Annotated in this window: 19 protein-coding genes; 10 read left to right on the top strand and 9 right to left on the bottom strand. The window is 70.7% G+C overall.

The genetic code is table 11. From position 1 onward, the window contains the following. The first annotated feature begins 284 nt into the window (after window positions 1-284). Window positions 285-2,138, top strand: a complete 1,854-nt coding sequence (glmS, locus tag IDM40_RS20960; RefSeq protein ID WP_193123743.1) for a glutamine--fructose-6-phosphate transaminase (isomerizing) — start codon at window positions 285-287, stop codon at window positions 2,136-2,138. A 100-nt stretch (window positions 2,139-2,238) separates the two neighbouring features. Here the strand turns inward: glmS and IDM40_RS20955 are convergent, their stop codons facing one another. Then, window positions 2,239-2,625 (bottom strand): STAS domain-containing protein, encoded by a 387-nt coding sequence (locus tag IDM40_RS20955; protein WP_193123742.1) that lies wholly within the window; start codon window positions 2,623-2,625, stop codon window positions 2,239-2,241. A gap of 169 nt (window positions 2,626-2,794) precedes the next feature. Continuing rightward, window positions 2,795-3,349 (bottom strand): ATP-binding protein, encoded by a 555-nt coding sequence (locus IDM40_RS20950; protein ID WP_193123741.1) that lies wholly within the window; start codon window positions 3,347-3,349, stop codon window positions 2,795-2,797. 316 nt (window positions 3,350-3,665) lie between these two features. Here IDM40_RS20950 and IDM40_RS20945 point away from each other — a divergent pair, with 316 nt between their 5' ends. Together IDM40_RS20945 and IDM40_RS20940 are read left to right on the top strand one after the other, a co-directional pair. Beyond that, on the top strand, window positions 3,666-4,553 hold the full coding sequence (locus IDM40_RS20945; protein ID WP_216631111.1) for a helix-turn-helix domain-containing protein: 888 nt from the start codon (window positions 3,666-3,668) through the stop codon (window positions 4,551-4,553). A 468-nt stretch (window positions 4,554-5,021) separates the two neighbouring features. After that, entirely contained in the window at window positions 5,022-5,273 is a 252-nt protein-coding gene (locus IDM40_RS20940) for a DUF397 domain-containing protein (RefSeq protein WP_235997800.1), read from the top strand. A 194-nt stretch (window positions 5,274-5,467) separates the two neighbouring features. Here IDM40_RS20940 and IDM40_RS20935 read toward each other — a convergent pair whose 3' ends face one another. Next, entirely contained in the window at window positions 5,468-6,712 is a 1,245-nt protein-coding gene (locus IDM40_RS20935) for a KamA family radical SAM protein (protein WP_328807085.1), read from the bottom strand. A 489-nt stretch (window positions 6,713-7,201) separates the two neighbouring features. On the opposite strand from IDM40_RS20935, the gene plsX reads away from it, so the two are divergent. The 3 genes from plsX (at window position 7,202) to IDM40_RS20920 (ending at window position 10,944) form a co-directional block, all read left to right on the top strand. After that, window positions 7,202-8,299, top strand: coding sequence for a phosphate acyltransferase PlsX (plsX, locus tag IDM40_RS20930; protein ID WP_193123738.1), 1,098 nt, complete (start codon window positions 7,202-7,204; stop codon window positions 8,297-8,299). A gap of 94 nt (window positions 8,300-8,393) precedes the next feature. Next, window positions 8,394-10,139, top strand: a complete 1,746-nt coding sequence (gene argS, locus IDM40_RS20925; RefSeq protein ID WP_193123737.1) for an arginine--tRNA ligase — start codon at window positions 8,394-8,396, stop codon at window positions 10,137-10,139. A 196-nt stretch (window positions 10,140-10,335) separates the two neighbouring features. Then, a complete protein-coding gene (locus tag IDM40_RS20920; protein ID WP_193123736.1) occupies window positions 10,336-10,944 on the top strand; it encodes a YceI family protein in 609 nt (202 codons plus the stop codon). 54 nt (window positions 10,945-10,998) lie between these two features. Here the strand turns inward: IDM40_RS20920 and rbsK are convergent, their stop codons facing one another. Then, on the bottom strand, window positions 10,999-11,898 hold the full coding sequence (rbsK, locus tag IDM40_RS20915) for a ribokinase (protein WP_193123735.1): 900 nt from the start codon (window positions 11,896-11,898) through the stop codon (window positions 10,999-11,001). Continuing rightward, window positions 11,895-12,728, bottom strand: a complete 834-nt coding sequence (locus IDM40_RS20910) for an exodeoxyribonuclease III (protein ID WP_193123734.1) — start codon at window positions 12,726-12,728, stop codon at window positions 11,895-11,897. Before IDM40_RS20910 ends, rbsK begins: the two co-directional genes overlap by 4 nt. Window positions 12,729-13,088: 360 nt before the next feature. On the opposite strand from IDM40_RS20910, the gene IDM40_RS20905 reads away from it, so the two are divergent. Next, window positions 13,089-15,032 (top strand): acyl-CoA dehydrogenase family protein, encoded by a 1,944-nt coding sequence (locus IDM40_RS20905; RefSeq protein ID WP_193123733.1) that lies wholly within the window; start codon window positions 13,089-13,091, stop codon window positions 15,030-15,032. Between the two features lie 55 nt (window positions 15,033-15,087). Next, window positions 15,088-16,311, top strand: coding sequence for a winged helix-turn-helix domain-containing protein (locus IDM40_RS20900; protein WP_193123732.1), 1,224 nt, complete (start codon window positions 15,088-15,090; stop codon window positions 16,309-16,311). A gap of 57 nt (window positions 16,312-16,368) precedes the next feature. Here the strand turns inward: IDM40_RS20900 and IDM40_RS20895 are convergent, their stop codons facing one another. Both IDM40_RS20895 and IDM40_RS20890 read right to left on the bottom strand, forming a co-directional pair. Further along, window positions 16,369-17,511, bottom strand: coding sequence for an acetyl-CoA C-acetyltransferase (locus IDM40_RS20895; protein ID WP_193123798.1), 1,143 nt, complete (start codon window positions 17,509-17,511; stop codon window positions 16,369-16,371). A 106-nt stretch (window positions 17,512-17,617) separates the two neighbouring features. Then, a complete protein-coding gene (locus IDM40_RS20890; protein ID WP_193123731.1) occupies window positions 17,618-19,648 on the bottom strand; it encodes an MDR family MFS transporter in 2,031 nt (676 codons plus the stop codon). Window positions 19,649-19,834: 186 nt separating this feature from the next. Here IDM40_RS20890 and IDM40_RS20885 point away from each other — a divergent pair, with 186 nt between their 5' ends. Together IDM40_RS20885 and IDM40_RS20880 are read left to right on the top strand one after the other, a co-directional pair. Then, entirely contained in the window at window positions 19,835-20,977 is a 1,143-nt protein-coding gene (locus tag IDM40_RS20885) for an acyl-CoA dehydrogenase family protein (RefSeq protein WP_193123730.1), read from the top strand. Between the two features lie 35 nt (window positions 20,978-21,012). Beyond that, complete coding sequence (locus IDM40_RS20880; RefSeq protein WP_193123729.1) at window positions 21,013-21,180, top strand: hypothetical protein; 168 nt, start codon at window positions 21,013-21,015, stop codon at window positions 21,178-21,180. 96 nt (window positions 21,181-21,276) lie between these two features. Here IDM40_RS20880 and IDM40_RS20875 read toward each other — a convergent pair whose 3' ends face one another. Next, window positions 21,277-23,541 (bottom strand): SpoIIE family protein phosphatase, encoded by a 2,265-nt coding sequence (locus IDM40_RS20875; RefSeq protein ID WP_193123728.1) that lies wholly within the window; start codon window positions 23,539-23,541, stop codon window positions 21,277-21,279. 149 nt (window positions 23,542-23,690) lie between these two features. Further along, window positions 23,691-24,389 (bottom strand): metal-dependent transcriptional regulator, encoded by a 699-nt coding sequence (locus tag IDM40_RS20870; RefSeq protein WP_193123727.1) that lies wholly within the window; start codon window positions 24,387-24,389, stop codon window positions 23,691-23,693. Window positions 24,390-24,495 lie beyond the last annotated feature (106 nt).

Here is a 24,495-nt window from a genome sequence, read left to right as displayed (position 1 = left end):
CCTAGACGAGCACCCCCACCACCCTCGGAGCCCGGCCCCCGTCAAGCGCCACAACTTCGGGGTAACGTGTCCGAAACCACAGGGTCATTCGGTGGTCGGAGAAAGTTTTTTCTTCACGGCGCAGAAGGCCCGGAACAACCGCACTCTGCACCTCCCCACGCTTCCCACCTGCGCGGCCTATTCTCCATGCACCAAATGGTCTATACCGCCACCAGGGAAAATGGCGAGTGGTATGCAGCACTGGTTGGTCGATTCAGCGTCCGTTCTCGCCTACGCTGGCGCCCATGTGCGGAATCGTTGGCTACGTCGGGCCGCAACCGGCGCTCGAGGTCGTCGTGGACGGCCTCGCAAGGTTGGAGTACCGCGGATACGACTCCGCGGGTGTGGCTGTGCTGGACAACGGCACACTGCGCACCGAGAAGCGGGCCGGAAAGCTCGCCAACCTGCGCCAGGCCCTGGAGGACCACCCCATCGGGGGCGAGGGAGCCGGTATCGGCCACACGCGTTGGGCCACCCATGGTGCCCCCAACGACGTGAACGCCCACCCCCACGTCGACAACGACCGGCGTGTCGCGGTGGTCCACAACGGCATCATCGAGAACTTCTCCGCCCTCCGCAGCGAGCTGGAGGAGCAGGGCTGCAAGTTCCTGTCCGAGACCGACACCGAGATCGCCTCGCACCTGCTGAACAAGGTGCTCGAGGAGCGCGGTGACGGCGACCTCGCCGGTGCCATGCGCCAGGCCTGCAAGCGCCTGGAGGGCGCCTTCACCCTGGTCGCGGTCTCCGTGGACGACCCGGAGCTCGTCGTGGCCGCCCGCCGAAACTCCCCGCTGGTCGTGGGCCGCGGGCAGGGCGAGAACTTCCTCGCCAGCGACGTCGCCGCCTTCATCGCGCACACCCGTGACGCCGTCGAGCTGGGCCAGGACCAGGTCGTGGAGCTGCGCGCCGACTCCGTCACGGTCACCGACTACGACGGCAACCCGGCCGAGGTCAACGAGTACCACGTCGACTGGGACGCCTCCGCCGCCGAGAAGGGCGGCTACGAGTACTTCATGCTCAAGGAGATCGTCGAGCAGCCGCGTGCGGTCGCCGACACCCTCCTGGGCCGCGTCACCACCGACGGGGAACTCCACCTCGACGAGATGCGGCTGACCCCGGCGGAGCTGCGCACGGTCGAGAAGATCGTCATCATCGCGTGCGGCACGTCGTACCACGCGGGCCTGATCGCCAAGTACGCGATCGAGCACTGGTGCCGCGTGCCCTGCGAGGTCGAGGTCGCCAGCGAGTTCCGGTACCGGGACCCGATCCTGGACCAGCAGACCCTGGTCATCGCCATCTCGCAGTCCGGCGAGAGCATGGACACCCTGATGGCGGTGCGCTACGCCCGTGAGCAGCGCGCCAAGGTCCTGGCGATCTGCAACGTCAACGGCTCCACGATCCCGCGCGAGTCCGATGGTGTGCTGTACACCCACGCCGGGCCCGAGGTGGGCGTGGCCGCCACGAAGACCTTCCTGACGCAGCTGGCGGCCTGCTACCTCATCGGCCTGTACCTGGCGCAGGTGCGGGGCCTGAAGTACGGCGACGAGATCAACGCGGTCATCGCCCAGCTGGCCACCATGCCCGACCAGGTCGAGCAGGTGCTGGAGACCGTCGAGCCGGTGAAGCAGCTGGCGCACTCGCTGGCCGACGCGAGCACCGTGCTGTTCCTGGGCCGCCACGTGGGGTACCCGGTGGCGCTGGAGGGTGCGCTCAAGCTCAAGGAGCTGGCGTACATGCACGCGGAGGCGTTCGCGGCCGGCGAGCTCAAGCACGGCCCGATCGCGCTGATCGAGGAGGGCCTGCCCGTCGTCGTGGTGGTCCCCTCCCCCGAGGGCCGCAGCGTGCTGCACGACAAGATCGTCTCCAACATCCAGGAGGTGCGCGCCCGTGGTGCCCGCACCATCGTGATCGCCGAGAAGGGCGACGAGGCGGTGCGCCCGTACTCGGACGTGCTCATCGAGATCCCGGCGGTTCCCACGCTGCTGCAGCCGATCGTCTCGACGATCCCGATGCAGGTGTTCGCGTGCGAGCTGGCCCTGGCCAAGGGCAACGACGTCGACCAGCCCCGCAACCTCGCCAAGAGTGTGACCGTGGAGTAGGACGGCGCCGACGACCGACACCGACGGGGTGTGCCTGCGGGCGCACCCCGTTCGTCGTGTGCGGGACCGTGCACGGAGCCCGGGCCCCGGTGGCCGCGGGTCAGACCGCCTGCGGGGGCACGCGCCCGGACGCGTGCGCCGCACGGGTGTGCGCGGCGAGAGCGGCCCCTGCGGTGGGGTACGTGGGCAGCACGGAGTGCAGGGTCAGCACGTCGAGGATGCGGGAGAGCTGCCGGGGCGGGGCGGCCAGGAGCAGGTGTCTGCCCTCGCGGGCGGCGTCACGCATGGCTCCGACCAGCGCGTTGATCCCGGAGGCGTCGATGAAGGCCACGCCGGCCAGGTCGGCCACCACACAACCGTGGGCGGCCCGTTCGGCCAGGCGCGCGTGCACGTCGCGCGCGGTGGCGATGTCGATCTCGCCTTCGAGGCCCACGACGGAGATGCCGTCGCAGGCGAACTGCTCCTGCTCCGTGTCCAGCACGGTCACGCCTCACTCCCGGGTCGAGCACAGGAATCCACTGTCGGGACGCGATCGGTCAAATGCCGACATGATTGGCCAGCCTACTCGGCCCGGCCGACACATCCCGGTCCACCGGGCACACCTGTGGAGGACGATCGGCCCTGTACGCGGCGGGATCGGAGACGGGGAGCGGTTCTCAGGCCTCGCGGGCGTCCGTGCAGAGCACCCAGACGACCTTGCCGCCGCCGTTGATCGGACTCCAGCCCCACTCGGCACCGAAGGCCGCGACGAGGCCGAGGCCCCGGCCGCATTCGGCGAACTGGTGGGCGTCGACCTGTTGGGGGGCGGTGTCCGCGTCGTCGGCGACCATGCACACCACGGAGTCCGCCCCGACCCGGCGCAGCTGCACCAGGACGGGGGAACGCGCGGGGTCCGCGCCTTCGGGGACGGCGTGGCGGCAGGCGTTGCCGACGAGTTCGGAGACGACCAGGCGCAGGTCCTCCTCCAGGCCGGCCAAGCCCCATCCGCGGGCGGCGTCGGCGGCGAACTCACGTGCGTGGCCGACCGAGCGGGCGGTGGAGTCGAGGGAGCGCGCGGCGAGTTCGGGTGTGCGCGAGGTGCCGCCGATACCGAGTCGGCCGGAGGGCGGGTCCCACCAGCCGGACAGGCGGCTGTCGGGGTCCCTCACCGGGGAGGGGCGGCTCGGGGATGCCTCGGGACCGGTCTCCGAAGGCATCAGCTCTGCGTTCATCACGTTCCTCACGATGTGATGTCGGGTCGCTCGGCCTGCTCTGACGGGGGTGCGTGCCTTACATCTGTAAGACACGTCTGCACGTGCAGCATGATGTCCGGGCAAGACTATAGGACGAACTACACCTATTGGTAGGCCCGGGACCGAGAATTCGCGCACCGCACCGGCAATGACACCCGCAACAGAACAGGGCACAGCCCGCCTAAGCGGCATCCCGGAAGCTCTGTCCACAATGGAAACTCATCGTTATACTGGGCGATCGCTCGCTCAGAAGCCGCCACAGGAGGGCGTCGTGATCACCGACCAAGCACAGGATTTGCAGGTCACCGAGGATTTTCTCGCCAATTCCAGCGGCGGCCCGACCGTGCTGCGCATTCTTCTGGGCACGCAGCTGCGACGTTTGCGCCAGGACAAGGGAATTTCCCGCCACGACGCCGGCTACGCGATCCGCGCCTCGCACGCCAAGATCAGCAGGATGGAGCTCGGCCAGGTGAGTTTCAAGCGTCGTGACGTCGACGACCTGCTGCAGCTGTACGGGGTCGACGACCCCGAGCAGCGCGAGGCGCTCCTCGGGCTCATCTCCAGCGCGAACGCGCAGGGCTGGTGGCACAAGTACGGCGACGTGCTCCCCCAGTGGTTCGGTGTGTACGTGGGCCTGGAGGAGGCCGCGTCGATGATCCGCACCTTCGAGGTGCAGTTCGTCCCGGGCCTGCTGCAGACCCAGGACTACGCGCGTGCGGTGATCAACCTGTCGAGCACCACCCGCTCGGAGGAGGACGTCACCAGCCGCGTGGACATGCGCATGCACAGGCAGATGCGCCTGCACGAGCCAGAGGCGCCACGCCTGTGGGCGGTGATCGACGAGGGTGTGCTGCACCGCCCCTACGGCGACCGGGAGACGATGCGCGGGCAGATCGAGCACCTGGTCGAGATGAACCGCCGCCCCAACGTCACGGTGCAGATCGCCACCTTCGACATCGGCGGGCACCCGGCGGCCGGCGGCCCGTTCAGCATCCTGCGTTTCCCCACGCCGCAACTGCCGGACGTGGTCTACCTCGAGCAGCTGAGCAGCGCGCTCTACTTCGACAAGTACGAGGACACCCACCGGTACGCGCAGACGATGGACCACCTGGCCACGCAGGCTCCGACGCCCGACCGCACCGAGGAGATCCTCCGGCCGTTCCTGGAGCGCTACTCCGACTGAGGCGCCCGCCTCCGGCCCCGCTCCCCCGCACGGCCCGGCCCGCTCCCGGGGCTCTGTGCATCTCCCCCCCGCCCGCGCCCGCGACCATCACTCAGGGTGACGTCGCGCCGAAGGCCGTCACCCTCGGTACGACCACGAACACCCTCGGCCGACGCGAAGTCTCCGGAATGTCCGCCTTCGGCCACGGGTGGGAAACAATCCTGGAACCGGGCACCGGCCACGCCCCGTGTGCGTCGGCTGTGACATGGGGATCCGCAACCGCATCACCCGGGGTCCACGTGTGTGTGCTTACAGACGTAATCACGGATGCACGTGCATCGACTACGCTGTGCCGAACGCCGTGGTCCCCGACCGGGTGTGCCCCGTGCCCCCAGGGCTCCGGTGGCCTCCCGGGTCGATCCCGGTGACCGAACGACGGGCGCGGCGGGATCCCTGCCGCGTGTGGACACCCCGCTCACCAGTCCACCGATGTTCCAGGAGGTTGAGATGCAGATCAACAACGGCGTTCCCGCGGACAGTCTGCCGATGGTCGTCTGGACCAAGAGCAGTTGGAGCAACCCCGACGGGAACTGCGTTGAGGTCGCGACCCTTCCAGGCGGTGACATCGCCGTCCGCAACTCCCGTGATCCCCAAGGACCGGCGCTGGTCTACACACCCGACGAGATCAAGGCCTTCGTGCGCGGCGCCAAGACCGGCGACTTCGACGCGCTGCTGACCTGACCCCCGGCCGCCCCGCGACCCCCGAACCACCACCGGAAGAAGGTGTCCGCCGATGGCCCCCGCGGCCCGCCCACGGCCGCGGAGCGGGCCAGATCCGTCCTCGGCCGGACACACGACGGAGCCCGGCGCCCCGAAGGGTGCCGGGCTCCGCTGTCTCCACGGCGCCCCGGGTCTCCCCGGGGACGCCACCGCGCCTAGAGGCGGGTCGGGTCGATCAGCCCGTTGGATCCCCCGCCCTCCGGCGGCACCTCCCACGGGAAGTGGGTGGCGCCCAGGGCGGGCTTGAGGTCGAACAGCCAGGCGGCCTTCTCGTCGTACTTGGCGAAGAAGGGCCGGCCCACCAGCTCGGGGTCGCGCGCCTGGATGAAGTGCAGCACGAACACCTTCTCGCCGGCGATCTCGGTGACCCCGTCGATGCACACCTTGCCGGGCGTGGCCGACATCGAGGGACCGCGCACCGTCCGGGCCAGGCCCGAGACGTTCTGGTAGGCGGTACGGAAGATGTCGTAGGCCTCGGCGAGCGGTACCGCGAAGTAGTCCTGCGGTCCGGTGTCGCGCTCGACGAACATGTAGTACGGCACCATGCCGTGGCGCAGGTGCGTGCGCCACATGCTCTCCCACGTGGCTGCGTCGTCGTTGATCGTGCGGATCATCGGCGCCTGCGTGCGGATGACCGCGCCGGTGTTGCGGACGCGGCGCACCGCCTCCTGCACCAGCGCCGGGGCCATCTCGTTCGGGTGCGAGAAGTGGGCCATGAACGCGAGGTTCTTGCCGGACTCCACGACCTTCTCGAACAGGCGCAGGGTGTCGTCGGCGTCGGGGTCGGTGACGAAGCGCTGCGGCCAGTACCCCAGCGCCTTGGTCCCGATGCGGATGGCCTCCAGGTGCTCGATCTCCAGCAGCGGTTCGATGTACTTGGAGATCACACCCTCACCCATGATCATCGGGTCGCCACCGGTGAAGAGCACACTGGTGACCTCGGGGTGCGAGCGCACGTACTCGACCATCTGGTCGATCTCGCTGGAGGCGAACTTCAGGTCCGCGTCGCCCACGAACTGTGCCCAGCGGAAGCAGTAGGTGCAGTACGCGTGGCACGTCTGCCCCTGCTTCGGGAAGAAGAGCACCGTCTCGTTGTACTTGTGCTGGATCCCGGGGATCGGCTCCTCGTTCCCCGTGGTCGGCACGTTGAGGTCCATCTGCCCCGCCGGGTGCGGGTTCAGCGTCGCACGGACCTGGTTGGCGGCCTGGTTGAGCTCCTTGCGGTCGGCCCCGGCGCTCAGCAGATCGGCGATCCGGGACACGTCCTCCTGCGGCAGCATGTCGGCCTGCGGGAAGACGAGCTTGTAGATCGGATCGTCGGGCGCGGCATCCCAGTCGATCAGCTCGTCGACGACGTAGCTGTTGACCCGGAACGGCAGCACTGTGGCCACCGCCCGCACCGCGAGCCGCTCGTCTGCTGCGAGGCCGGCTCGCGCCGTGAGCTCGTCGAGGTGTTTCGTCGTGTAGGCACGAAACCGACGTCCGGCGGACGGGGACTGTGCCGCGTCAGGCGTAACGCTCACGCCTCTCCTCTCCTGATCGCGTAGGCCGGGCCACCCGGCGAAGGTCACCCGGGCAGCCCAGATCCGGTGGTCCTGCGAGGTACGGGCCGCGCGGACCACCGGTGGCGGTTCATTCCGTTGTCACGTGGCCCCGGGGTTCTTCATCTCCCGGCAACCAACGGGCGGGCATACCCGAGCTAGAGGCTTTGTACCCATTCGCACGTAAACGGAGCTTCTAACTGGACATACCGGAAGTATCCTCGCAGAAGGCCCAACACAGGGGGCACGCCGGTGCCCCGGAGCCACTCGCGCCACTGCTCTCCCACGCCCGATACCGTTTCTGCGCGGCGCCGGAGACGCACACCGACCCGTGGAGGACAGACCCCGTTGAGCGGCACGACGAGCGGCACACCCGAACCAGAGCCCACCGGCCGGGGCGGCGCCCCGCCGGTCATCGCCGTGGACGCCATGGGCGGCGACCACGGACCCGAGGCGATCGTGCACGGCGCCGTCAGGGCGGTGCGCGAGCTCGGGTTGCGGGTCCTGCTCGTGGGCCGCCGCACCGTGGTCGCGTCCCTGCTCGCCGAACACGACGCCCTCCGCGAGATCCCCGTCGTGCACGCCGAGGACGAGCTGGAGATGCACGAGGGCGCCCTGGCCAGCTGGCGCCGCCCGCGTTCCAGCGTCGCCGTCGCCTGCCACCTGATCCGCCGCGGCGACGCCCACGCCCTGGTCTCGGCCGGGTCCACCGGCGGGGTCGTGGCCACCTCGACCGTGCGCCTGCGGACCCTGACGGGTGTCATGCGCCCAGCGCTCGCCGTGCCCCTGCCCACCGGGGAACAGCCCACGATCCTCGTCGACGCGGGGGCCAACGCCGACGCCAAACCCGAGATGCTCGTGCAGTTCGCGCACCTGGGCAGCGCCTACGCCCGCACGGCGTTCGGGGTGCAGCGGCCGACCACCGGGCTGCTGAGCATCGGGAGCGAACCCGGCAAGGGCAACAAGCTCACCCGCAAGGCCGGGGAGCTGCTCACCGCCGCCGGTGAGGCCGGGACCCTCGACTTCCACGGCAACATCGAGGGCCACGACCTGCTCACCCGCGCGGTCGACGTCGTGGTCGCCGACGGCCACACCGGCAACGTCGCGCTGAAGACGGTCGAGGGCACGGCGTCCTTCGCGATGTCGGCGGTGCAGGAGGCCCTCACCTCGACCCGGCTCGCCAAGGCCGCAGCGCTCCTCCAACGCCGGTCCCTGCGCGAACTGCGCGGCCGCCTGGACAGCGAGACCTACGGCGGCGCCGCCCTGCTCGGCCTCAACGGGACCGTGGTCATCGCACACGGGGCCAGCGGGGACACCGGCGTCGCGCACGCCTGCCGCCTCGCCCACGACCTGGCGTCCGGGCGCATGGACGAACAGGTGCGGCGGCGGGTGCCCCACCGGCAGGGGCACTGGTTCAACCGGTTCGGACAGCACGAGGAGCGCTGACCCCTGACGGCCGCTCCCCCGGGCCCCCCGACCTGCGCTGTGGTCCGCCCCACACCCGTCGGGAAGGCACCGTCCGGTCGGTACTCTGGAAGGCATGGCCGACCCGCAGGAAGTACTCTCGCGACGGGTCCAGTCCGCGCTCGGCGCCGCCTTCGGCCCCGAGTTCGCCGACACCGACCCCGTCATCCGTCCGTCCCAGTTCGCCGACTACCAGGCGAACGCCGCGCTCGCGCTCGCCAAGCGTCTGGGCCGAAAGCCGCGTGAGGTGTCCGCGGCGATCATGGAGCACCTCGACGTCTCCGACGTGTGCCGCGAGGTCGAGGTCAGCGGGCCCGGCTTCATCAACCTGACCCTGCGCGAGGACTGGATCGCCGCGCAGGCGCAGGCCCTGCTCGACGACGCCCGCTTGGGCGTGCCCGAGCAGGCCCCCAAGAACATCCCGCTCGACTACTCCGCGCCCAACGTGGCCAAGGAGATGCACGTCGGGCACCTGCGAACGACCGTGGTCGGCGACTCCCTGGCCCGCACCCTGGAGTTCCTGGGCCACAACGTCATCCGCCAGAACCACATCGGCGACTGGGGCACCCCCTTCGGCATGCTCATCGAGCACCTGCTCGAGGTGGGCGAGGACTCCGACCAGGCCAAGCTGCTGACCACCGACCCCAACGCCTTCTACCAGGCGGCCCGCACCAAGTTCGACGAGTCGGGCCCCGAGGCCGACGACTTCGCCGCCCGGGCGCGCGGGCGTGTGGTGCAGCTGCAGAGCGGCGACGAGGAGACCCTGCGCCTGTGGCGCAAGCTCGTCGGGTTCTCCAAGGACTACTTCAACAAGGTCTACGGCAAGCTCGGCGTCACCCTCACCGACGACGACCTGGCCGGCGAGAGCACCTACAACGACATGCTCGACGCGGTGTGCGACGACCTCGAGTCCCAGGGCATCGCCACGATGAGCGACGGCGCCCTGTGTGTGTTCCTGGAGGGCTTCACCGGCCGCGAGGACAAGCCGGTGCCGCTGATCGTGCGCAAGAGCGACGGCGGTTACGGCTACGCCACCACCGACCTGGCGACCGTCCGGTACCGGGTGGACACCCTCAAGGCCGACCGCATCCTGTACGTGGTCGGCGCCCCGCAGGCCATGCACTTCAAGATGGTCTGGGCGACCGCCCGCGAGGCCGGGTGGCTGCCGGAGGACGTCGAGACGACACACGTGCAGATCGGCAACGTGCTCGGCAGCGACGGCAAGATCCTGCGCACCCGCAGCGGTGCGCCGGTGCGCCTGGTGCAGCTGCTGGACGAGGCGGTCGAGCGTGCGGCCGCGGTCGTCGCCGAGACCCGCCCCGACCTGGGCGAGGAGGACCGCGCGGAGATCGCCCGCAAGGTCGGCATCGGCGCGGTCAAGTACGCCGACCTGTCGGTGGCGCACGACACCGAGTACACCTTCGACTTCGACCGGATGCTGGCGCTGACCGGCAACACCGGCCCCTACCTGCAGTACGCGCAGGCCCGGATCCGTTCCATCTTCCGCAAGGGCGGGGTGGACCCGGAGCAGGCCCGCGGGCAGATCACCGTCGCCGCGGACGCCGAGCGGGCCCTGGCGCTGAAGCTGCTGGGCTTCGGCCCGGTGGTGGCCCAGGTCGGCGACCTGCTGCAGCCGCACCGGCTCTCCACCTACCTGTTCGAGCTGGCGCAGTCCCTGACGGCGTTCTACGAGCACTGCCCGGTACTGACCGCCGACAGCGAGGCCGAGCGCGAGTCGCGCCTGACGCTGGTCGCGGTGGCGCTGCAGGTGCTGGTGCAGGGCCTGGACCTGCTCGGTGTGGAGTCGCCCGAGCACATGTGAGCCCCGTGCGCGAAGGCCCTCGGACCGCGGTCCGGGGGCCTTCCGCTTTTCTGGAACCCGGTTCCTGGCACGCCCCTGGCCTGCGAGAGCGAGTCGAATCTCTCGCCCTGCTCAGCGCCGGAGGCCTCCCGCAGCTTGCGATGGCGACCTATCGTGTGGACAAACCCCGCAATCCAGACATACGGGAGTCTTGTCCATGTCGCCCACGACCGAACGCGTCGGGCCCACACCGGGTACCTGGCACCTCGACCCGCTGCACTCCAGCCTGATCTTCGTGGCCCGCTACCTCAGCTTCGGCCGGGTTCAGGGCACCTTCGGCCAGGCCCGCGGCACCGTGGAGGTCGCCGAGGACCCGGCGGGGTCCACCGTCGAGGTGACCGTGGAGACCTCCAGCGTCAACACCGGCGTGGCCGCCCGCGACGCGCACCTGCGCTCGTCGGACTTCCTGGACAGCGACACCTACCCGGAGCTGCACTTCCGCTCCACCGCGCTCGTGCCCAACCGCCGCAAGGAGAACGCCTTCACCCTGCACGGCGAGCTGACCGTGCACGGCACCACCAGGCCGGTGTCGATGCCCGCGCAGTGGGTCGGCGAGGCACCCGACCTGTCCAGCCCGGACGACATCTACGGGCACTTCTTCTCGGCCAACACCCAGATCTCGCTGTCGGACTTCGGTGTCGACGACGGCGGACCGCTGTCCTGGGGCGGGCGCCTGGTCGGCGACACCGTCGACGTGGTCCTCGAGGTGCGCCTGCAGGACACCGACCCCACGGACTTCCTGCGCGAGGTCGGCCACATCGATTAGGACCTCGGGCGCGGCAGAGGGCCGGCCGCGGGGGCCGGCCCTCGATCACGCTGGTCAGCCCTGCAGCAGGGCCTCGACCTCGTCCCGCCCGGCCATCGACGAGCTCGCCCCGTGGCGCTGCACCGACAGCGATGCCGCGGCGGCGGCGAACCGCATCGCCTCCCCGGGGGAACGACCCTCCGCGCGGGCGACCGCGAAGGAACCGCAGAACGTGTCGCCGGCGGCCGTGGTGTCCACCGCCGTGACCGGGCGCGCCGGAACCCGCACGGGCTCGGCCCCGCGCGCCCCGTACAGCGAACCCTCCGACCCGAGGGTGATGAGCACCTCCGGCACCAGCTCCAGCAGCGCCGCGAGCGCCTTGTCCGGGTCGCTCTCCCCGGTGATCGCGGCGGCCTCGTGCTCGTTGGGCACCAGCACGTCCACGTTCTCCAGCAGCTCCGTCGGCAGCTCGCGCGCGGGCGCGGGTGTCAGATGCACCGGAACGCCCAGCTCACGGCCGGTACGCGCGGCGGAGACGACCGCAGGCATCGGCAGCTCCAACTGCAGCAGGAGCGCGTCGGCACCCCGGATCAGATCCGCGTCGGCCCCGCTCGCGCCCTCCACGGTGCCGTTGGCGCCCGGCACGACGATGATGGAGTTGGCGCCCGAGCCGTCGACGACGATGTGCGCGACGCCCGAGACGCCGGGGACGGTGCGCAGCCCGCGCACGTCGATCCCGGACTCGTCCAGGCCCCGGCGCAGGAGCGTGCCGAAGGTGTCGTCGCCGACCGCGCCCAGGAACGACGTGTCCGCCCCGGCGCGCGCCGCGGCGACGGCCTGGTTGGCGCCCTTGCCGCCGGGCACCTGGCGGAAGTCGGTCCCGGTGACGGTCTCACCGGAGGCGGGCACCTGCTCGGTGTAGGCGACCAGGTCCATGTTGATGCTGCCCAGGACAGCGATGCGCGGGGTGCTCACTTGCCGGCCTCCTTCGGCTTCTCGGCGGGCTCGCCGCTCGCGCCGTCCAGCCCGACGATGACGGGGGCGTGGTCGGAGGCGCCCTTGCCCTTGCGTTCCTCCCGGTCGATGCCGGCGCCGCTGACCCGGGCGCGGAGCGCGGGTGAGGCCAGGACGAAGTCGATGCGCATGCCCTTGCGCTTGGGGAAGGACAGGCCCTTGTAGTCCCAGTAGGTGTAGACACCGGGCCCGGGGGTGTGGGGGCGCACGACGTCGGAGAAGCCGGCCTCGACCAGTTCTGCGAAGGCGGCGCGCTCGGGCGGGGTGACGTGGGTGAGCCCCTCGAAGGCCTCCATGTCCCACACGTCGTCGTCCTGCGGGGCGATGTTGAAGTCGCCGACGTAGGCGACCTGGGCGTCGGGGTCCTCGGCCAGGCGCGCGGTGCCGGCCTCGCGCAGGGCCTGCAGCCACCGCAGTTTGTAGGAGTAGTGGGGGTGGTCGATCTCGCGGCCGTTGGGCACGTAGAGGCTCCACACCTGCACGCCGTTGCAGGTGGCACCGATGGCGCGGGCCTCGGCCTCCTCGGGGTCGCCGTAGCCGGGCTGACCCGGGAAGCCGATCTGCACGTCCTCGAGCCCGACGCGGGAGGCGATCGCGACCCCGTTCCACTGGGAGAGGCCGTGGTGGGCCACCTCGTAGCCGCGGTCGGTGAAGACGGACTCGGGGAACTGGTGGTCCCGGGCCTTGGTCTCCTGGACGGCGAGGACGTCGACGTCGCTCCGGTCGAGCCAGGCGCCGATGCGGTCGGCCCGGGCCCTGGCACTGTTCACATTCCATGTCGCGATACGCACAGGGAAAAGGCTAGAGCACGCGGTCGCCACCGTGGTTCGTCCTGGCACGTGGGGACACGTGGGGAAGTGCATGCGCCCCGGTGCGGCCGTCCTCCGCACCGGGGCGTCGCGACGCCGGCATGCGCTCGGGGTGTGTGTCGCATGTGGTTGGACGGCCCGGTGCCCGGTGGGGTTCGCATCGGGTCAAAGGTTTTTTCCGGAGAATCCGGGCGTGCGGACACCGAGCGTGAAACCCGCAGGTCCCGGAGGCCGTTCGGGCACCGATTCCCGAGGCGTGGGCGGTGGCGAGCGTCGGGCGGGACACCGGAGGGTAGGGAATGTGACGCAGCACACACCCCTTCTCCCGACGAGGTGAGCGCCATGGCCGAGCACAGCACCACCGCCCACGGACCCGAGGTCGACGAGAAACAGGCGCGGGCCGTCGCCGAGCAGGCCCGCGAGAGCACGTGGGAACTGCCGAGCTTCGGCAAGGAGCTGTACCTGGGCCGTCTCCGGCTCGACCTGGTCCACCCCTTCCCACAGCCCGAGGAGGAGGGCCGGCAGCGCGGCGAGGCGTTCATGGAGGAGCTGCGGTCCTTCTGCGGCAGCATCGACGCCGCCCGCATCGAACGCGAGGAACGCATCCCCGACGAGGTCATCGACGGCCTTCGCCGCATCGGGGCCTTCGGGCTGAAGATCCCGACCGAGTACGGCGGCCTCGGGCTGAGCCAGGTGTACTACAACCGGGCCCTGACGCTCATCGGGTCGGTGTGCCCGGCGATCGGGGCGCTGCTGTCGGCGCACCAGTCCATCGGGGTTCCGCAGCCGGTGAAGATGTTCGGCACCGAGGAGCAGAAGCGGGCGTTCCTGCCGCGCTGCGCCGGGGGCGACATCACCGCGTTCCTGCTCACCGAACCGGACGTCGGCAGCGACCCGGCCCGCCTGCACGCGACCGCCACGCCCACCGAGGACGGCTCCGCCTACCTCCTGGACGGTGTGAAGCTGTGGACGACCAACGGTGTGGTCGCCGACCTGCTCGTGGTGATGGCGCGGGTGCCCGAGGGCCCCGGGCACCGCGGCGGGGTGAGCGCGTTCGTGGTGGAGGGTGACAGCCCCGGCATCACCGTGGAACGCCGCAACCGCTTCATGGGCCTGCGCGGGATCGAGAACGGCCTCACCCGGATGCACCAGGTGCGGGTCCCGGCCGAGAACCGGCTCGGCAAGGAGGGGCACGGCCTGCGCATCGCCCTGTCCACGCTCAACACCGGCCGCCTGTCCCTGCCCGCCATGTGTGTGGGCGCGGGGAAGTGGGCGACCAAGGTCGCACGCGAGTGGTCGCGCGAGCGGGTGCAGTGGGGCCGGCCCGTCGGGAAACACGAGGAGGTCGCCAAGAAGATCTCCTACATCGCCGCGACGACCTACGCGATGGAGGCGATGCTCGAGCTGGCCGGACAGATGGCCGACGAGGGCCGCAACGACATCCGCATCGAGGCGGCCATCGCCAAACTGTGGGCCTCCGAGCACGCGTGGACCATCGCCGACGAACTCGTGCAGATCCGGGGCGGGCGCGGGTACGAGACCGCCGAGTCCCTGTCCGCACGCGGCGAGCGGGGCGTCCCGGCCGAACAGATGCTGCGGGACCTGCGCATCAACCGGATCTTCGAGGGCGCCACGGAGATCATGCACCTGCTCATCGCACGCGAGGCCGTGGACGCGCACCTGTCGGTGGCCGGCGACATCATCGACCCCGACGCCGAGAACTCCGACAAGGCACGCGCGGTGGCCCGGGCGACCGGCTTCTACGCGAAGTGGCTGCCCACGCTCGCGGTCGGTCAGGGGCAGGTGCCGTCGGCGTTCGTGGAGTTCGGTCCCCTGGCCCAACACCTGCGGTACGTGGAGCGCACCAGCCGCAAGCTGGCCCGGTCGACGTTCTACGGGATGTCGGTCTGGCAGGGGAAGATGGAGACCAAGCAGGCCTTCCTCGCCCGGCTCGTCGACATCGGCGCGGAGCTCTTCGCGATGAGCGCGGTCGTGGTGCGCGCCCGACACGACGTCGACCACCACCCCGAGCGCGGCTCCGGTCCCTTCGAACTCGCCGACGTCTTCTGCCGCCAGGCGCGCCTGCGGATCGCCACGCTCTTCGAAGGGCTGTGGTCCAACACCGACGACGTCGACGGCAAGCTCTCCCGGAGGGTGCTCGGCGACTCCTACACGTGGTTGGAGGAGGGTGTGGCCGACCCGTCGCTGCCGGGCCCGCTCATCGGCGGTTCCGAGCCGGGGCCCTCGTTGGAGGAGAACCTGCACCGGCGGATGGGCAGCGCCTGACCCGCGCCGACCGCGCCCGGCGGGGACTGTCGGCGGCCACCGTTACCGTTGCGGCATGGCCGACCGACACCCCCGCCGCGACTCCGTGCTCTCCCTGTCCCAGGCCCGCCGGGTCTCCATCGCCGCGCAAGGGCTCACCGACCCGCGCCCGAAGGGGACACCGACCCTCGCCCATCTGGGCCGGGTGGTGCGCCGCACCGGGCTCCTGCAGATCGACAGCGTGAACGTCCTGACCCGTAGCCAGTACCTGCCGGTGTTCGCGCGTATGGGTTCCTACGACCCGGCGTTGCTGGACCGGGCCTCGACCACCGCCGCGGGCTCCGGCCGGGCCCGCCTGGTCGAGACGTGGGCGCACGAGGCCAGCCTGGTGCCGCCCGCCACCCGACAGCTGCTGCGCTACGGCATGGACGCCCACCGGGACCGCGCGCCCAGCATGGGACCGCAGGACCCGGAGCTGGTCGGCACGGTGATGTCCGAACTCGAGCGGATCGGCCCGGCCACCGCGCGCGAGGTCGAGGCGGCGCTGGCCCACGACGCACCCCGTTCCAAGGAGCACTGGGGGTGGAACTGGTCCGAGGTCAAGAAGGCCCTGGAGCGCGCGTTCCTGGTGGGCGACGTGATGACCGACGGCCGCAACGCGCAGTTCGAGCGCCGCTACGACCTCACCGAACGGGTGCTGCCGGCCGAGCACCTGAACGCCCCGCAGCTGGGGCCGGAGGACTCCGCGCGCGAGCTCGTCGCGATCGCCGCGCGTGCCCACGGGGTCGCGACCGAGCCGTGCCTGCGCGACTACTTCCGGCTGCGCCCGGGCCTGTCCCGCCCGGCCGTGGCCGACCTCGTGGACTCCGGCGAGCTCGTGCCGGTCTCGGTGCAGAGGTGGGACCGCCCTGCGTACCTGCACCGCGACGCCCGGGTGCCGCGCTCGGTCGACGCCCGCGCGCTGCTGAGCCCCTTCGACCCGCTGGTGTGGAGCCGCGGCCGGGCCGAGGAGCTCTTCGGGTTCCGGTACCGGCTGGAGATCTACGTGCCCGCGCCCGAACGTGTGCACGGGTACTACGTGCTGCCGTTCCTGCTCGGCGAGGACCTCGTGGCCCGCGTCGACCTCAAGGCCGACCGCCGCGCGGGGATGCTGCTGGCCCACCGCATCACCCTCGAGCCCGACGCGGGCGAGGAGGCCCTGCCCCAGTTGCACGCGCAGCTCGCCGACATGGCGGCCTGGCTCGGACTGGAGAACGGCGTCTCCGGCGCGGGCCTGCACTCCCCCGTCACCCCCGCCTGAACACGGGAAGGGCCGTGCCGCCGGGTGGGCGGACACGGCCCTCGGAGCACGGAAGGGTCAGGCGCGCTCGATGATGGTGACGTTGGCCTGGCCGCCGCCCTCGCACATGGTCTGCAGGCCGTAGCGGCCGCCGGAGCGCTCCAGCTCGCCCACGAGCTTGGTCATGAGGATCGCGCCGGTGGCGCCCAGCGGGTGGCCCAGGGCGATGGCGCCGCCGTTGGGGTTGACCTTGGCCGGGTCGGCGCCCAGCTCCTCGGTCCAGGCCATCGGCACGGGCGCGAAGGCCTCGTTGATCTCGGTGACGTCGATGTCGTCGATGCTCAGGCCGGCCTTCTCCAGCGCGATACGGGTCGCGGGGATCGGGGCGGTGAGCATGTAGACCGGGTCGTCGCCCACGAGGGAGAGCTGCACGACGCGGGCCAGCGGCGTCAGGTTGTGCTTCTTGACCGCGGCCTCGGAGGCGATGAGCACGGCGCCGGCGCCGACGGAGACCTGGCTGGCCACGGCCGGGGTGAGCTCCCAGCCCTCGCGCAGGGCGTTGAGGCCGGCCATCTTCTCCATGGTGGTGTCGGGGCGCACGCCCTCGTCCTGGGACACACCGGCGATGGGGGCGATCTGGTCGTCGAAGTAGCCGCCCTCGAGCGCCTTGGCGGCGCGCTGGTGGCTCTCGAGGGAGAACTCCTCGAGCTGCTCGCGCTTGTAGCCCCACTTCTCGCACATGAGCTGGGCGCCGCGGAACTGGGAGATCTCCTGCATCCCGTACCGCTCGAGCCAGCCGTCGCCGTACAGGCCGAGGCCGTTGTCGATGGCGAACTGGACGTTGGAACCCATCGGGACCATGCCCATGTTCTCCACGCCGGAGGCCACGACGAGGTCCTGCGTGCCGGACATGACGCCCTGGGCGGCGAAGTGCAGTGCCTGCTGGGAGGAGCCGCACTGGCGGTCGATGGTGACGCCGGGGACGCTCTCGGGCAGCCCGGCCGACAGCCACGAGGTGCGGGCCAGGTCCAGGGCCTGCGGGCCGACCTGGCTCACACAGCCCATGATGACGTCCTCGACGGCTTCGGCGTCGACACTGGTGCGCTCGACGAGCTCCTTGAGCACGTGAGCGCCCAGGTCGGACGGGTGCACGCCGGCGAGGGCGCCCTTCTTCGTACCGACGGGGGTGCGGACTGCGCCGACGATGTAGGCCTCGGCCACGGGGTCCTCCAAGGGGCGTGGAATGGTGACGGTTCTGAACCGAACTTTATTCGGTTTGCCCCGCGGTGCAAGAGGCCGCCCCCCGTGAATGTGGCCCGCCCCACCCTCAGGGGCTGCGTTCCTCCCGACCGAACGCACCGGCGTCGCCCTCGTCGCCGAGGGTGTCGGCGGTCATCCGGTTGAGCGCGGCCACGATCTCGGGGTGTTCGTCCGGGGAGTAGTCCGACAGCAGCGACATCAGGGCGGTGCGCTGGGCCTCGAAGAGTCGGCGGGCGGCGTCGGAGCCGCGCCAGTTGAGCTCCCAGGGTTCGTCGGCCGAGACGAGGTACCCCGCGTCGAGGAGTTCGCGGTGGGCCTCCTCCCAGCCGCCCTCGCCCAGCCCCGACATACGCACGAGCTCCTCCCGCCGCAGCGGCCCCGTCACCCCCAGGTGGCTCAACGACCAGCACGCCCGGGGTGAGAGCTCCAGGCCGGCCGCCTCGCGCAGGCGTTCGTACATGTGCCCCGCGCCCTCGCGCCCGCACGCGCGCATGACCTCGTACTCCACGTGCGCCATCGGGGCCCGGCTGCCCGCCGGGACCGGGGACACCGACTCGTCGAGGTCGGGGGTGCCCACGGTCGTGCGCAACGGGATCTCCTTGAGGAAGAGCGCGAGCACGAACCCGGCCAGCGCCAGCGGCACCGCCGACAGGAACACCACGTCGACCGCTTCGGCGTAGGCCTCCAGGAACGACGCCTGGGCCTGCGCGGACAGCTGGTCGAGCGCGCGCGGGTCGCTCTCCAGGGTTCCCACGTCGACACCGGCCGGGAGGTCGATCTCCCCGGCCCGCGCGGCCATGTTCCCGGCCAACTGCGCGGCGAAGATCGCCCCGAACACCGCGGTGCCGACCGACCCGCCCACCGACCGGAAGAACGTGCCGGACGAGGTGGCCACGCCGAGGTCGCGGTAGGGGGCGGCGTTCTGGATGACCACGACCACGACCTGCATGACCAGGCCGATCCCCACGCCCAGCGTGAAGAAGTACAGGCTCATGAGCGGCACGGGAGTGTCCGGGCCCATGAGCGAGAGCAGGAACAGCCCGAGCGAGGTGATCGCCATCCCGGCGATGGGGAACGGTTTGTAGCGGCCGGTGTGGGTGACCAGGCGTCCGCTGCCCAGCGAGGTCGTGAACAGGCCCACCACCATGGGAAGCAGGTGCAGCCCCGAGGCGGTCGGCGACATCCCGTGCACGATCTGCAGGAACAGCGGCAGGAACGCCATCGACCCCATCATCGCGAAACCGACGCAGAAGCTGATCGCCATGCCGACGACGATGATCCGGTTTCCGAACAGGCTCAGCGGCAGCACCGGCTCCTCGGCCCGCCGCGCGGTCAGCCACCACAGGAACCCGAACACCACCGCGGCCGCCGCCAGCCCCAGGACCGGCGCCGAGGTCCACGGGTAGACGCTCCCGCCCCACGAGGCCACCAGCGTCACACACACGGCGGTGGCGGCGATGAGCACGATCCCGGCGTAGTCGACGCGTCCGCGCCCGGTGGGCACGTTGCGGGGCAGCACCGCCAGGACGGTCAGGAAGGCCACGATCCCGAGCGGAAGGTTGATGTAGAAGACCCAGCGCCAGGACAGGTGGTCGACGAAGAGCCCGCCCAGCACGGGGCCGGCGACGCTGGAGACGCCGAAGACCGCGCCGAAGAGCCCCTGGTACTTGCCGCGTTCGCGGGGCGAGACGACGTCGCCGATGATCGCGGAGGCCAGCACCATGAGCCCGCCGCCGCCCAGGCCCTGCACGGCGCGGAAGAGGATGAGCTGGAGCATGTCCTGGGCCAGGCCGCACAGCATCGATCCCACCAGGAAGATGACGATGCAGGTCAGGAACAGGGACTTGCGCCCGAACTGGTCCCCGAGCTTGCCCCACAGCGGGGTCACGGCGGTGACGGCGAGCAGGTAGGCGGTGATGACCCAGGACAGGTGGTTGAGGCCGCCGAGGTCCGACACGATCGTGGGCAGCGCGGTGGAGACGATCGTCTGGTCCAGCGCGGCGAGCAGCACGGTCAGCATGAGCGCCGACATGATGAGGGCGATGCGCCCGCCGTCGTGTTCCCGCCGGTCCCGGTGACCGGCCCGCTCCTGCGCCATGCGTTCCCCTTACGGCCGTCCGCGTCTCTGTCCCGCACCCTAGGAACGCGGGTGAGGGGCGAGGACCGGGAACCGCCCGCACGCCCGGGATCTTTGCTCCGCCTTGGCCGGACCCCTTCTAAACCGAATCTCGTTCGGTTACTGTGAAGTCACATCCACCGTGATCCCCGACACCCGGAGCACTACATGAAGCGGGAACTGTTCGACTCCGACCACGACCTCTTCCGCGAGACGGTCGCGGAGTTCCTCAAGCGCGAGGTCTCCCCCTTCCACGCGGAGTGGGAGAAGGAGGGGATCGTCCCCCGCGAGGTCTGGGCCAAGGCCGGCCGGGTCGGCCTGCTCGGCCACGGGGTCCCGGAGGAGTACGGCGGCACCGGGATGAACGACTTCCGGTACAACACCGTCGTCAACGAGGAGGTCTGCAAGGCCCACGCGAGCGGTTTCGGCGTCACCCTCCAGAACGACATCATGGCGCCCTACCTGGTCGGGCTCACCAATGACGAGCAGAAGGAGCGCTGGCTCCCCGGCTTCGCGAGCGGCGAGCTCATCACCGCGATCGGCATGACCGAGCCCGGCACCGGCAGCGACCTGCAGAGCATCCGGACCAGCGCGGTCCGCGACGGCGACGAGTTCGTGCTCAACGGACAGAAGACCTTCATCACCAACGGCATCAACGCCGATCTGGTCGTGGTGGTCTGCCAGACCGACCCCGAGGCCGGGGCGCAGGGGTTCTCGCTCCTGGCCGTCGAGCGCGGCATGCCCGGCTTCGAGCGCGGCCGCAACCTCGACAAGATCGGGATGAAGGCCCAGGACACCGCCGAACTGTTCTTCGACAACGTGCGTGTGCCCGCCAAGAACATCATCGGCACCGAGGGCCTCGGCTTCATCCACCTGATGGAGAACCTGCCCCAGGAGCGGCTGTCCATCGCCACCTGCGCGGTCGCCTCCGCCGACTTCATGCTCCAGCACACCATCGAGTACTGCCGCGAGCGCACCGCCTTCGGACGGCCTATCGGTCGGTTCCAGAACAGCCGTTTCGCCCTGGCTGAAATGGCGACCGAGGTGGACCTGGGCCGCACCTACGTGGACCGGGGCGTCGAGCTCCTGAACAGGGGAGAGCTCACCGTCGAGGACGCCGCGAAGGCCAAGTGGTGGACCACCGAGATGTGCAACAGGGTCATGGACCGCTGCCTCCAGCTTCACGGCGGGTACGGCTACATGATGGAATACCCCGTGGCGCGGGCCTGGCAGGACGCACGCATCCAGACGATCTACGGCGGCACGACCGAGATCATGAAGGAGATCGTCGGACGCGGCCTGGGCCTGTAGCCACCGAGCGCGCAGCAAGAAGGGTCGGAGCGGTCATGACCGGTTCGTGGGACGGCCTCATCGTGATGGGCCTGCTGGTGGTCCTGCTCGTGATCGGCCTGCGCCGGCTCCGGCCCAAGGTCCACATCCCCTGGAGCACCAAGGGGATCGTGGTCGTCTTCGTGTTCCTGTGCCTGCTGCTGTGGGCGTGGTCCTGGGCCTGACCCGTCTGCGGGGATCTTGCTACCAGAGCAGGGTTCAGCGCTGAAGTCGGCTCTGGTAGCAAGATCCCCGGCCCGGGGTTGCTCCCACGCGGGGCCTCAGCCCTCGTCGGGGCCCTCTTCGCCGAACATCGGCATCTCGAACCACACGGCCTTGCCGTCCGGTGTGGGCCGCGAACCCCACCGGGTCGCCAGCTGCTCCACGAGGTACAGGCCCCGGCCGCCCTCGTCGTCCGCGGCGGCGCTGCGGATGCGGGGCAGGCGCAGGTCGTGGTCGAAGACCTCCACCCACACGGTCTCGGCGCCGCTGCGCAACCGCAGCAGGAACTCCTTCTCCGCCGGGTCCTCGGACGCCTCGTCCTCCTCGGCGGCCGCCTCCAGCAGGTCGGTCCAGTCCTCGTCGAACTCGTCGTCACCGCCGTCGAGCGGGCTCTCGGAGTCGAACACCCCGCCGCCCGTGAACTCGCGGTGCACCGGACGCGGGGTGGCGTGGATGACGACGTTCGTGACGATCTCCGACACGAGAAGACAGGCGAGCTCCGCCTGGTCGCGGTCCATGCCCCACGCCTTGAAGGTCTGGGCGGCCAGGTGGCGGGCCTCGCCCACCGTGGAGGCGTCGGAGCGGAACCAGCCCTCGGTCAGGGCGAGCTGGTCGGAGTTGGTGCGCACGACCAACAGCGCGGTGTCGTCGTCGAGCCGGCCCGGGACGCTGTTGACCGCGGCCTCGGCGATCTGCTCGACGTCCTTGTCGGCGACCTCGGCGACCCGATCGGTCATGCGCGCCAGCGCACGCTCGGGGTCGGGGCGCCCGCCCGCGGGGTGGCGGTCGACGAGTCCGTCGGTGTACATGACCAGGGTCGCGCCGGTGGGCAGGCGCAGGTCGGCCTGGTGGTAGACGATGTCCTCGCCCGAGCCGCTCTTGGCTCGCACGCCCAGCATGCGGTCGGGCAGCGCGAGCTCCAGGGGTTCGACCGAGTCGGAGGTGACCAGCAGCGGCGGTGCGTGCCCGGCGTTGGCGTAGGAGAGCTCCCGCGACCAGGCGTCGTAGACCATGTACAGGCAGCTGACGCTGGGGATCCAGGTACCGCCGTCGCCGTCGGGCTGGCCGAGCTGGCGCACCCATTCGTCGAGCTCGCGGAGGATGTCGGCGGGCTCGCGGTCGGCCTGGGCGAAGGCGCGCAGGGCCGCGCGCAGCTGACCCATGACTGCGGCGGCGTGGGGGCCGTGCCCCTCGACGTCGCCGATGACCAGGCCCACACGTCCGGCGGAGAGCGGGATCGCGTCGTAGAAGTCGCCGCCGACCTGGGTCTGCACCCCGTACCCGTCCGCCTGGAACGGCCCGGCAGGCAGGTAGCGGTGTGCGACCGTGAGCCCGTCGAGCTGCGGGAAGCCGCGCGGGAGGAGGCTGTGCTGGAACGCCAGCGCGGTGCTGCGCTCCTCCTCGAACAGGCGCGCGTTGTCGATGGCCAGCGCGACACGGGAGGCGATGGCGCCCACGAGGTCGCGGTCGAAGCCGCCGTAGGTCCTCTTCTGGCGCGGGGACAGCCCCGACAGGGCCAGGGTGAGCACACCCAGCACCTCGCCGCGCGCCCGCAGCGGGGCGGCGATCGCGGAGGTGACACCGACCTGGCGCGAGACCCGGTCGGAGCGGTCGTTGGGCGAGTTCGAGAAGAGGTGCTCGCTGCTCACGACCGTCTCGAGGCGGCGGAGCGCCTGCGTGACGAAGTGGCGTTCGGGGTAGCGCACCTCTTCACCGGGCTCGACCCAGCTGCGCGGCGGGGGCGTCCACCCCTCGGCGTGCACCGACACCTGTCTGATGAGGCGGTCGTCGTCGTAGAGGTCGATGAAGCAGTGGTCGGCGAACTGCGGGACGAGGATCCCGGCCACGCCCTTGACCGTGGAGTCGAACTCCAGCGATCCGGCGAGGCGGCTTCCGATGCGCTCCAGCAGGCCGTACTGCTCCTCCACGCGCCCGCTGCGCAGGGCCTCGCGGGCGATGAGTGTGATGCCGTCGATCTCGCCGGTCTCGTCGTCGCGCACCGGGACGGCCTGGGCGCGCACGTGGATCCACGTGCCGTCGCCGCGCAGGACCGCGAACGTGCCTTCCCAGGGCTCCCCGCGCAGGACGCGGCGGGCCAACTGGACGGCGTGCTCGCGGTCGGACTCGTGGATGCCGATGTCGAGCAGGGAGAGGCCGACGTGGTCGCGCCCGTCGACGAAGCCGAAGAGTTCGCGGGCGAAGGGGTTCCAGTAGCGCAGGTTGCTGTGCCGGTCGATGACGACGACGGCGATCTGCGCCTGTTCGACCACGGCGGCCGTGGTGAGAGCGTCGCTCTCCCGGGAGGGCTCACCCCACCGTGTCATCTAGCCGCCACCTCGCCGTCATGAGCTGCAATCATGCCCGCTCCGGGTACCCCGAACGACCGAACCTACGGGTGAGCGTAGCAACACCGTCAACGCTTCCGCAGGCATTGTCACAATCCTGATGAGCAGTCACCGTTCCTGGTGAGGTCTCAAGGTTTGGCGACGAAGATGTGCCCGGCCACGTCGCCGGACAACTCCGTGTCACCGTCCCCGCCGATGACGCGGACCCCGCCGTCGGACGCGCGCATCACGACGTCCTGACCCGGTCGTACCCCGGCCAGGCGCAGAGTGCGCATGATGTCGGCGTCCGATTGGATCTGTTCGCTGATGCGCCGCACCGTCACCGTGGCCTCGCTGCCCGAGGCCGCGTCGACCATGGGGACGATGGAGTCGTCGGTGAAGGGTTCCGGTGCGTAGTCGGCCAGTCCCAGCTCGTCCAACCCGGGGATGGGGTTGCCGTGCGGGCACACCGACGGCGCGTTCATGAGCCCGACCAGGCGCTCCTCCACCGCCTCGGAGATCACGTGCTCCCAGCGGCAGGCCTCGATGTGCACGTCCTCCCAGGGCAGCCCGATGACGTCGACGAGCAGGCGCTCGGCGAGCCGGTGCTTGCGCATGACGTGCGTGGCCAGACGGCGCCCCTCGTCGGTCATGACCAGGTGGCGGTCGTTCTCGACGCGCAGCAGTCCGTCGCGCTCCATGCGGGCGACGGTCTGGCTCACCGTCGGTCCGCTCTGGTGCAGGCGCTCGGCGATGCGCGCACGGAGCGGGACGATGCCCTCTTCCTCAAGCTCGAAGACCGTGCGGAGGTACATCTCCGTCGTGTCGATCAGCCCGTGTGCGGTCACGTCTCCCCTCCCAAGGCTTTGTGCCCGGCGCGCGTTGACGGCGGACACGGCAGGTCTCTCACAACACAGGCCAGGACGGCGTGATTCCCAGTGGCCGGCGGGGACC

The sequence above is a fragment of the Nocardiopsis coralli genome (assembly GCF_014892575.1).
GTDB lineage: Bacteria > Actinomycetota > Actinomycetes > Streptosporangiales > Streptosporangiaceae > Nocardiopsis > Nocardiopsis coralli.
The sequence above is the reverse complement of the archived record's forward strand: the minus strand, read 5'-3'. Positions and strand labels throughout refer to the sequence as shown.

Excerpts from the sequence above, each read along its gene's own strand:
- IDM40_RS20890 (WP_193123731.1), bottom strand. The coding sequence starts at position 19,648 with ATGGCGCAGGAGCGGGCCGGTCACCGGGACCGGCGGGAACACGACGGC.
- IDM40_RS20950 (WP_193123741.1), bottom strand. The coding sequence starts at position 3,349 with ATGAACGCAGAGCTGATGCCTTCGGAGACCGGTCCCGAGGCATCCCCG.
- IDM40_RS20920 (WP_193123736.1), top strand. The coding sequence starts at position 10,336 with ATGTCGCCCACGACCGAACGCGTCGGGCCCACACCGGGTACCTGGCAC.
- glmS (WP_193123743.1), top strand. The coding sequence starts at position 285 with ATGTGCGGAATCGTTGGCTACGTCGGGCCGCAACCGGCGCTCGAGGTC.
- IDM40_RS20885 (WP_193123730.1), top strand. The coding sequence starts at position 19,835 with ATGAAGCGGGAACTGTTCGACTCCGACCACGACCTCTTCCGCGAGACG.
- IDM40_RS20900 (WP_193123732.1), top strand. The coding sequence starts at position 15,088 with ATGGCCGACCGACACCCCCGCCGCGACTCCGTGCTCTCCCTGTCCCAG.
- argS (WP_193123737.1), top strand. The coding sequence starts at position 8,394 with ATGGCCGACCCGCAGGAAGTACTCTCGCGACGGGTCCAGTCCGCGCTC.
- IDM40_RS20905 (WP_193123733.1), top strand. The coding sequence starts at position 13,089 with ATGGCCGAGCACAGCACCACCGCCCACGGACCCGAGGTCGACGAGAAA.
- IDM40_RS20875 (WP_193123728.1), bottom strand. The coding sequence starts at position 23,541 with ATGACACGGTGGGGTGAGCCCTCCCGGGAGAGCGACGCTCTCACCACG.
- IDM40_RS20880 (WP_193123729.1), top strand. The coding sequence starts at position 21,013 with ATGACCGGTTCGTGGGACGGCCTCATCGTGATGGGCCTGCTGGTGGTC.
- IDM40_RS20940 (WP_235997800.1), top strand. The coding sequence starts at position 5,022 with ATGTTCCAGGAGGTTGAGATGCAGATCAACAACGGCGTTCCCGCGGAC.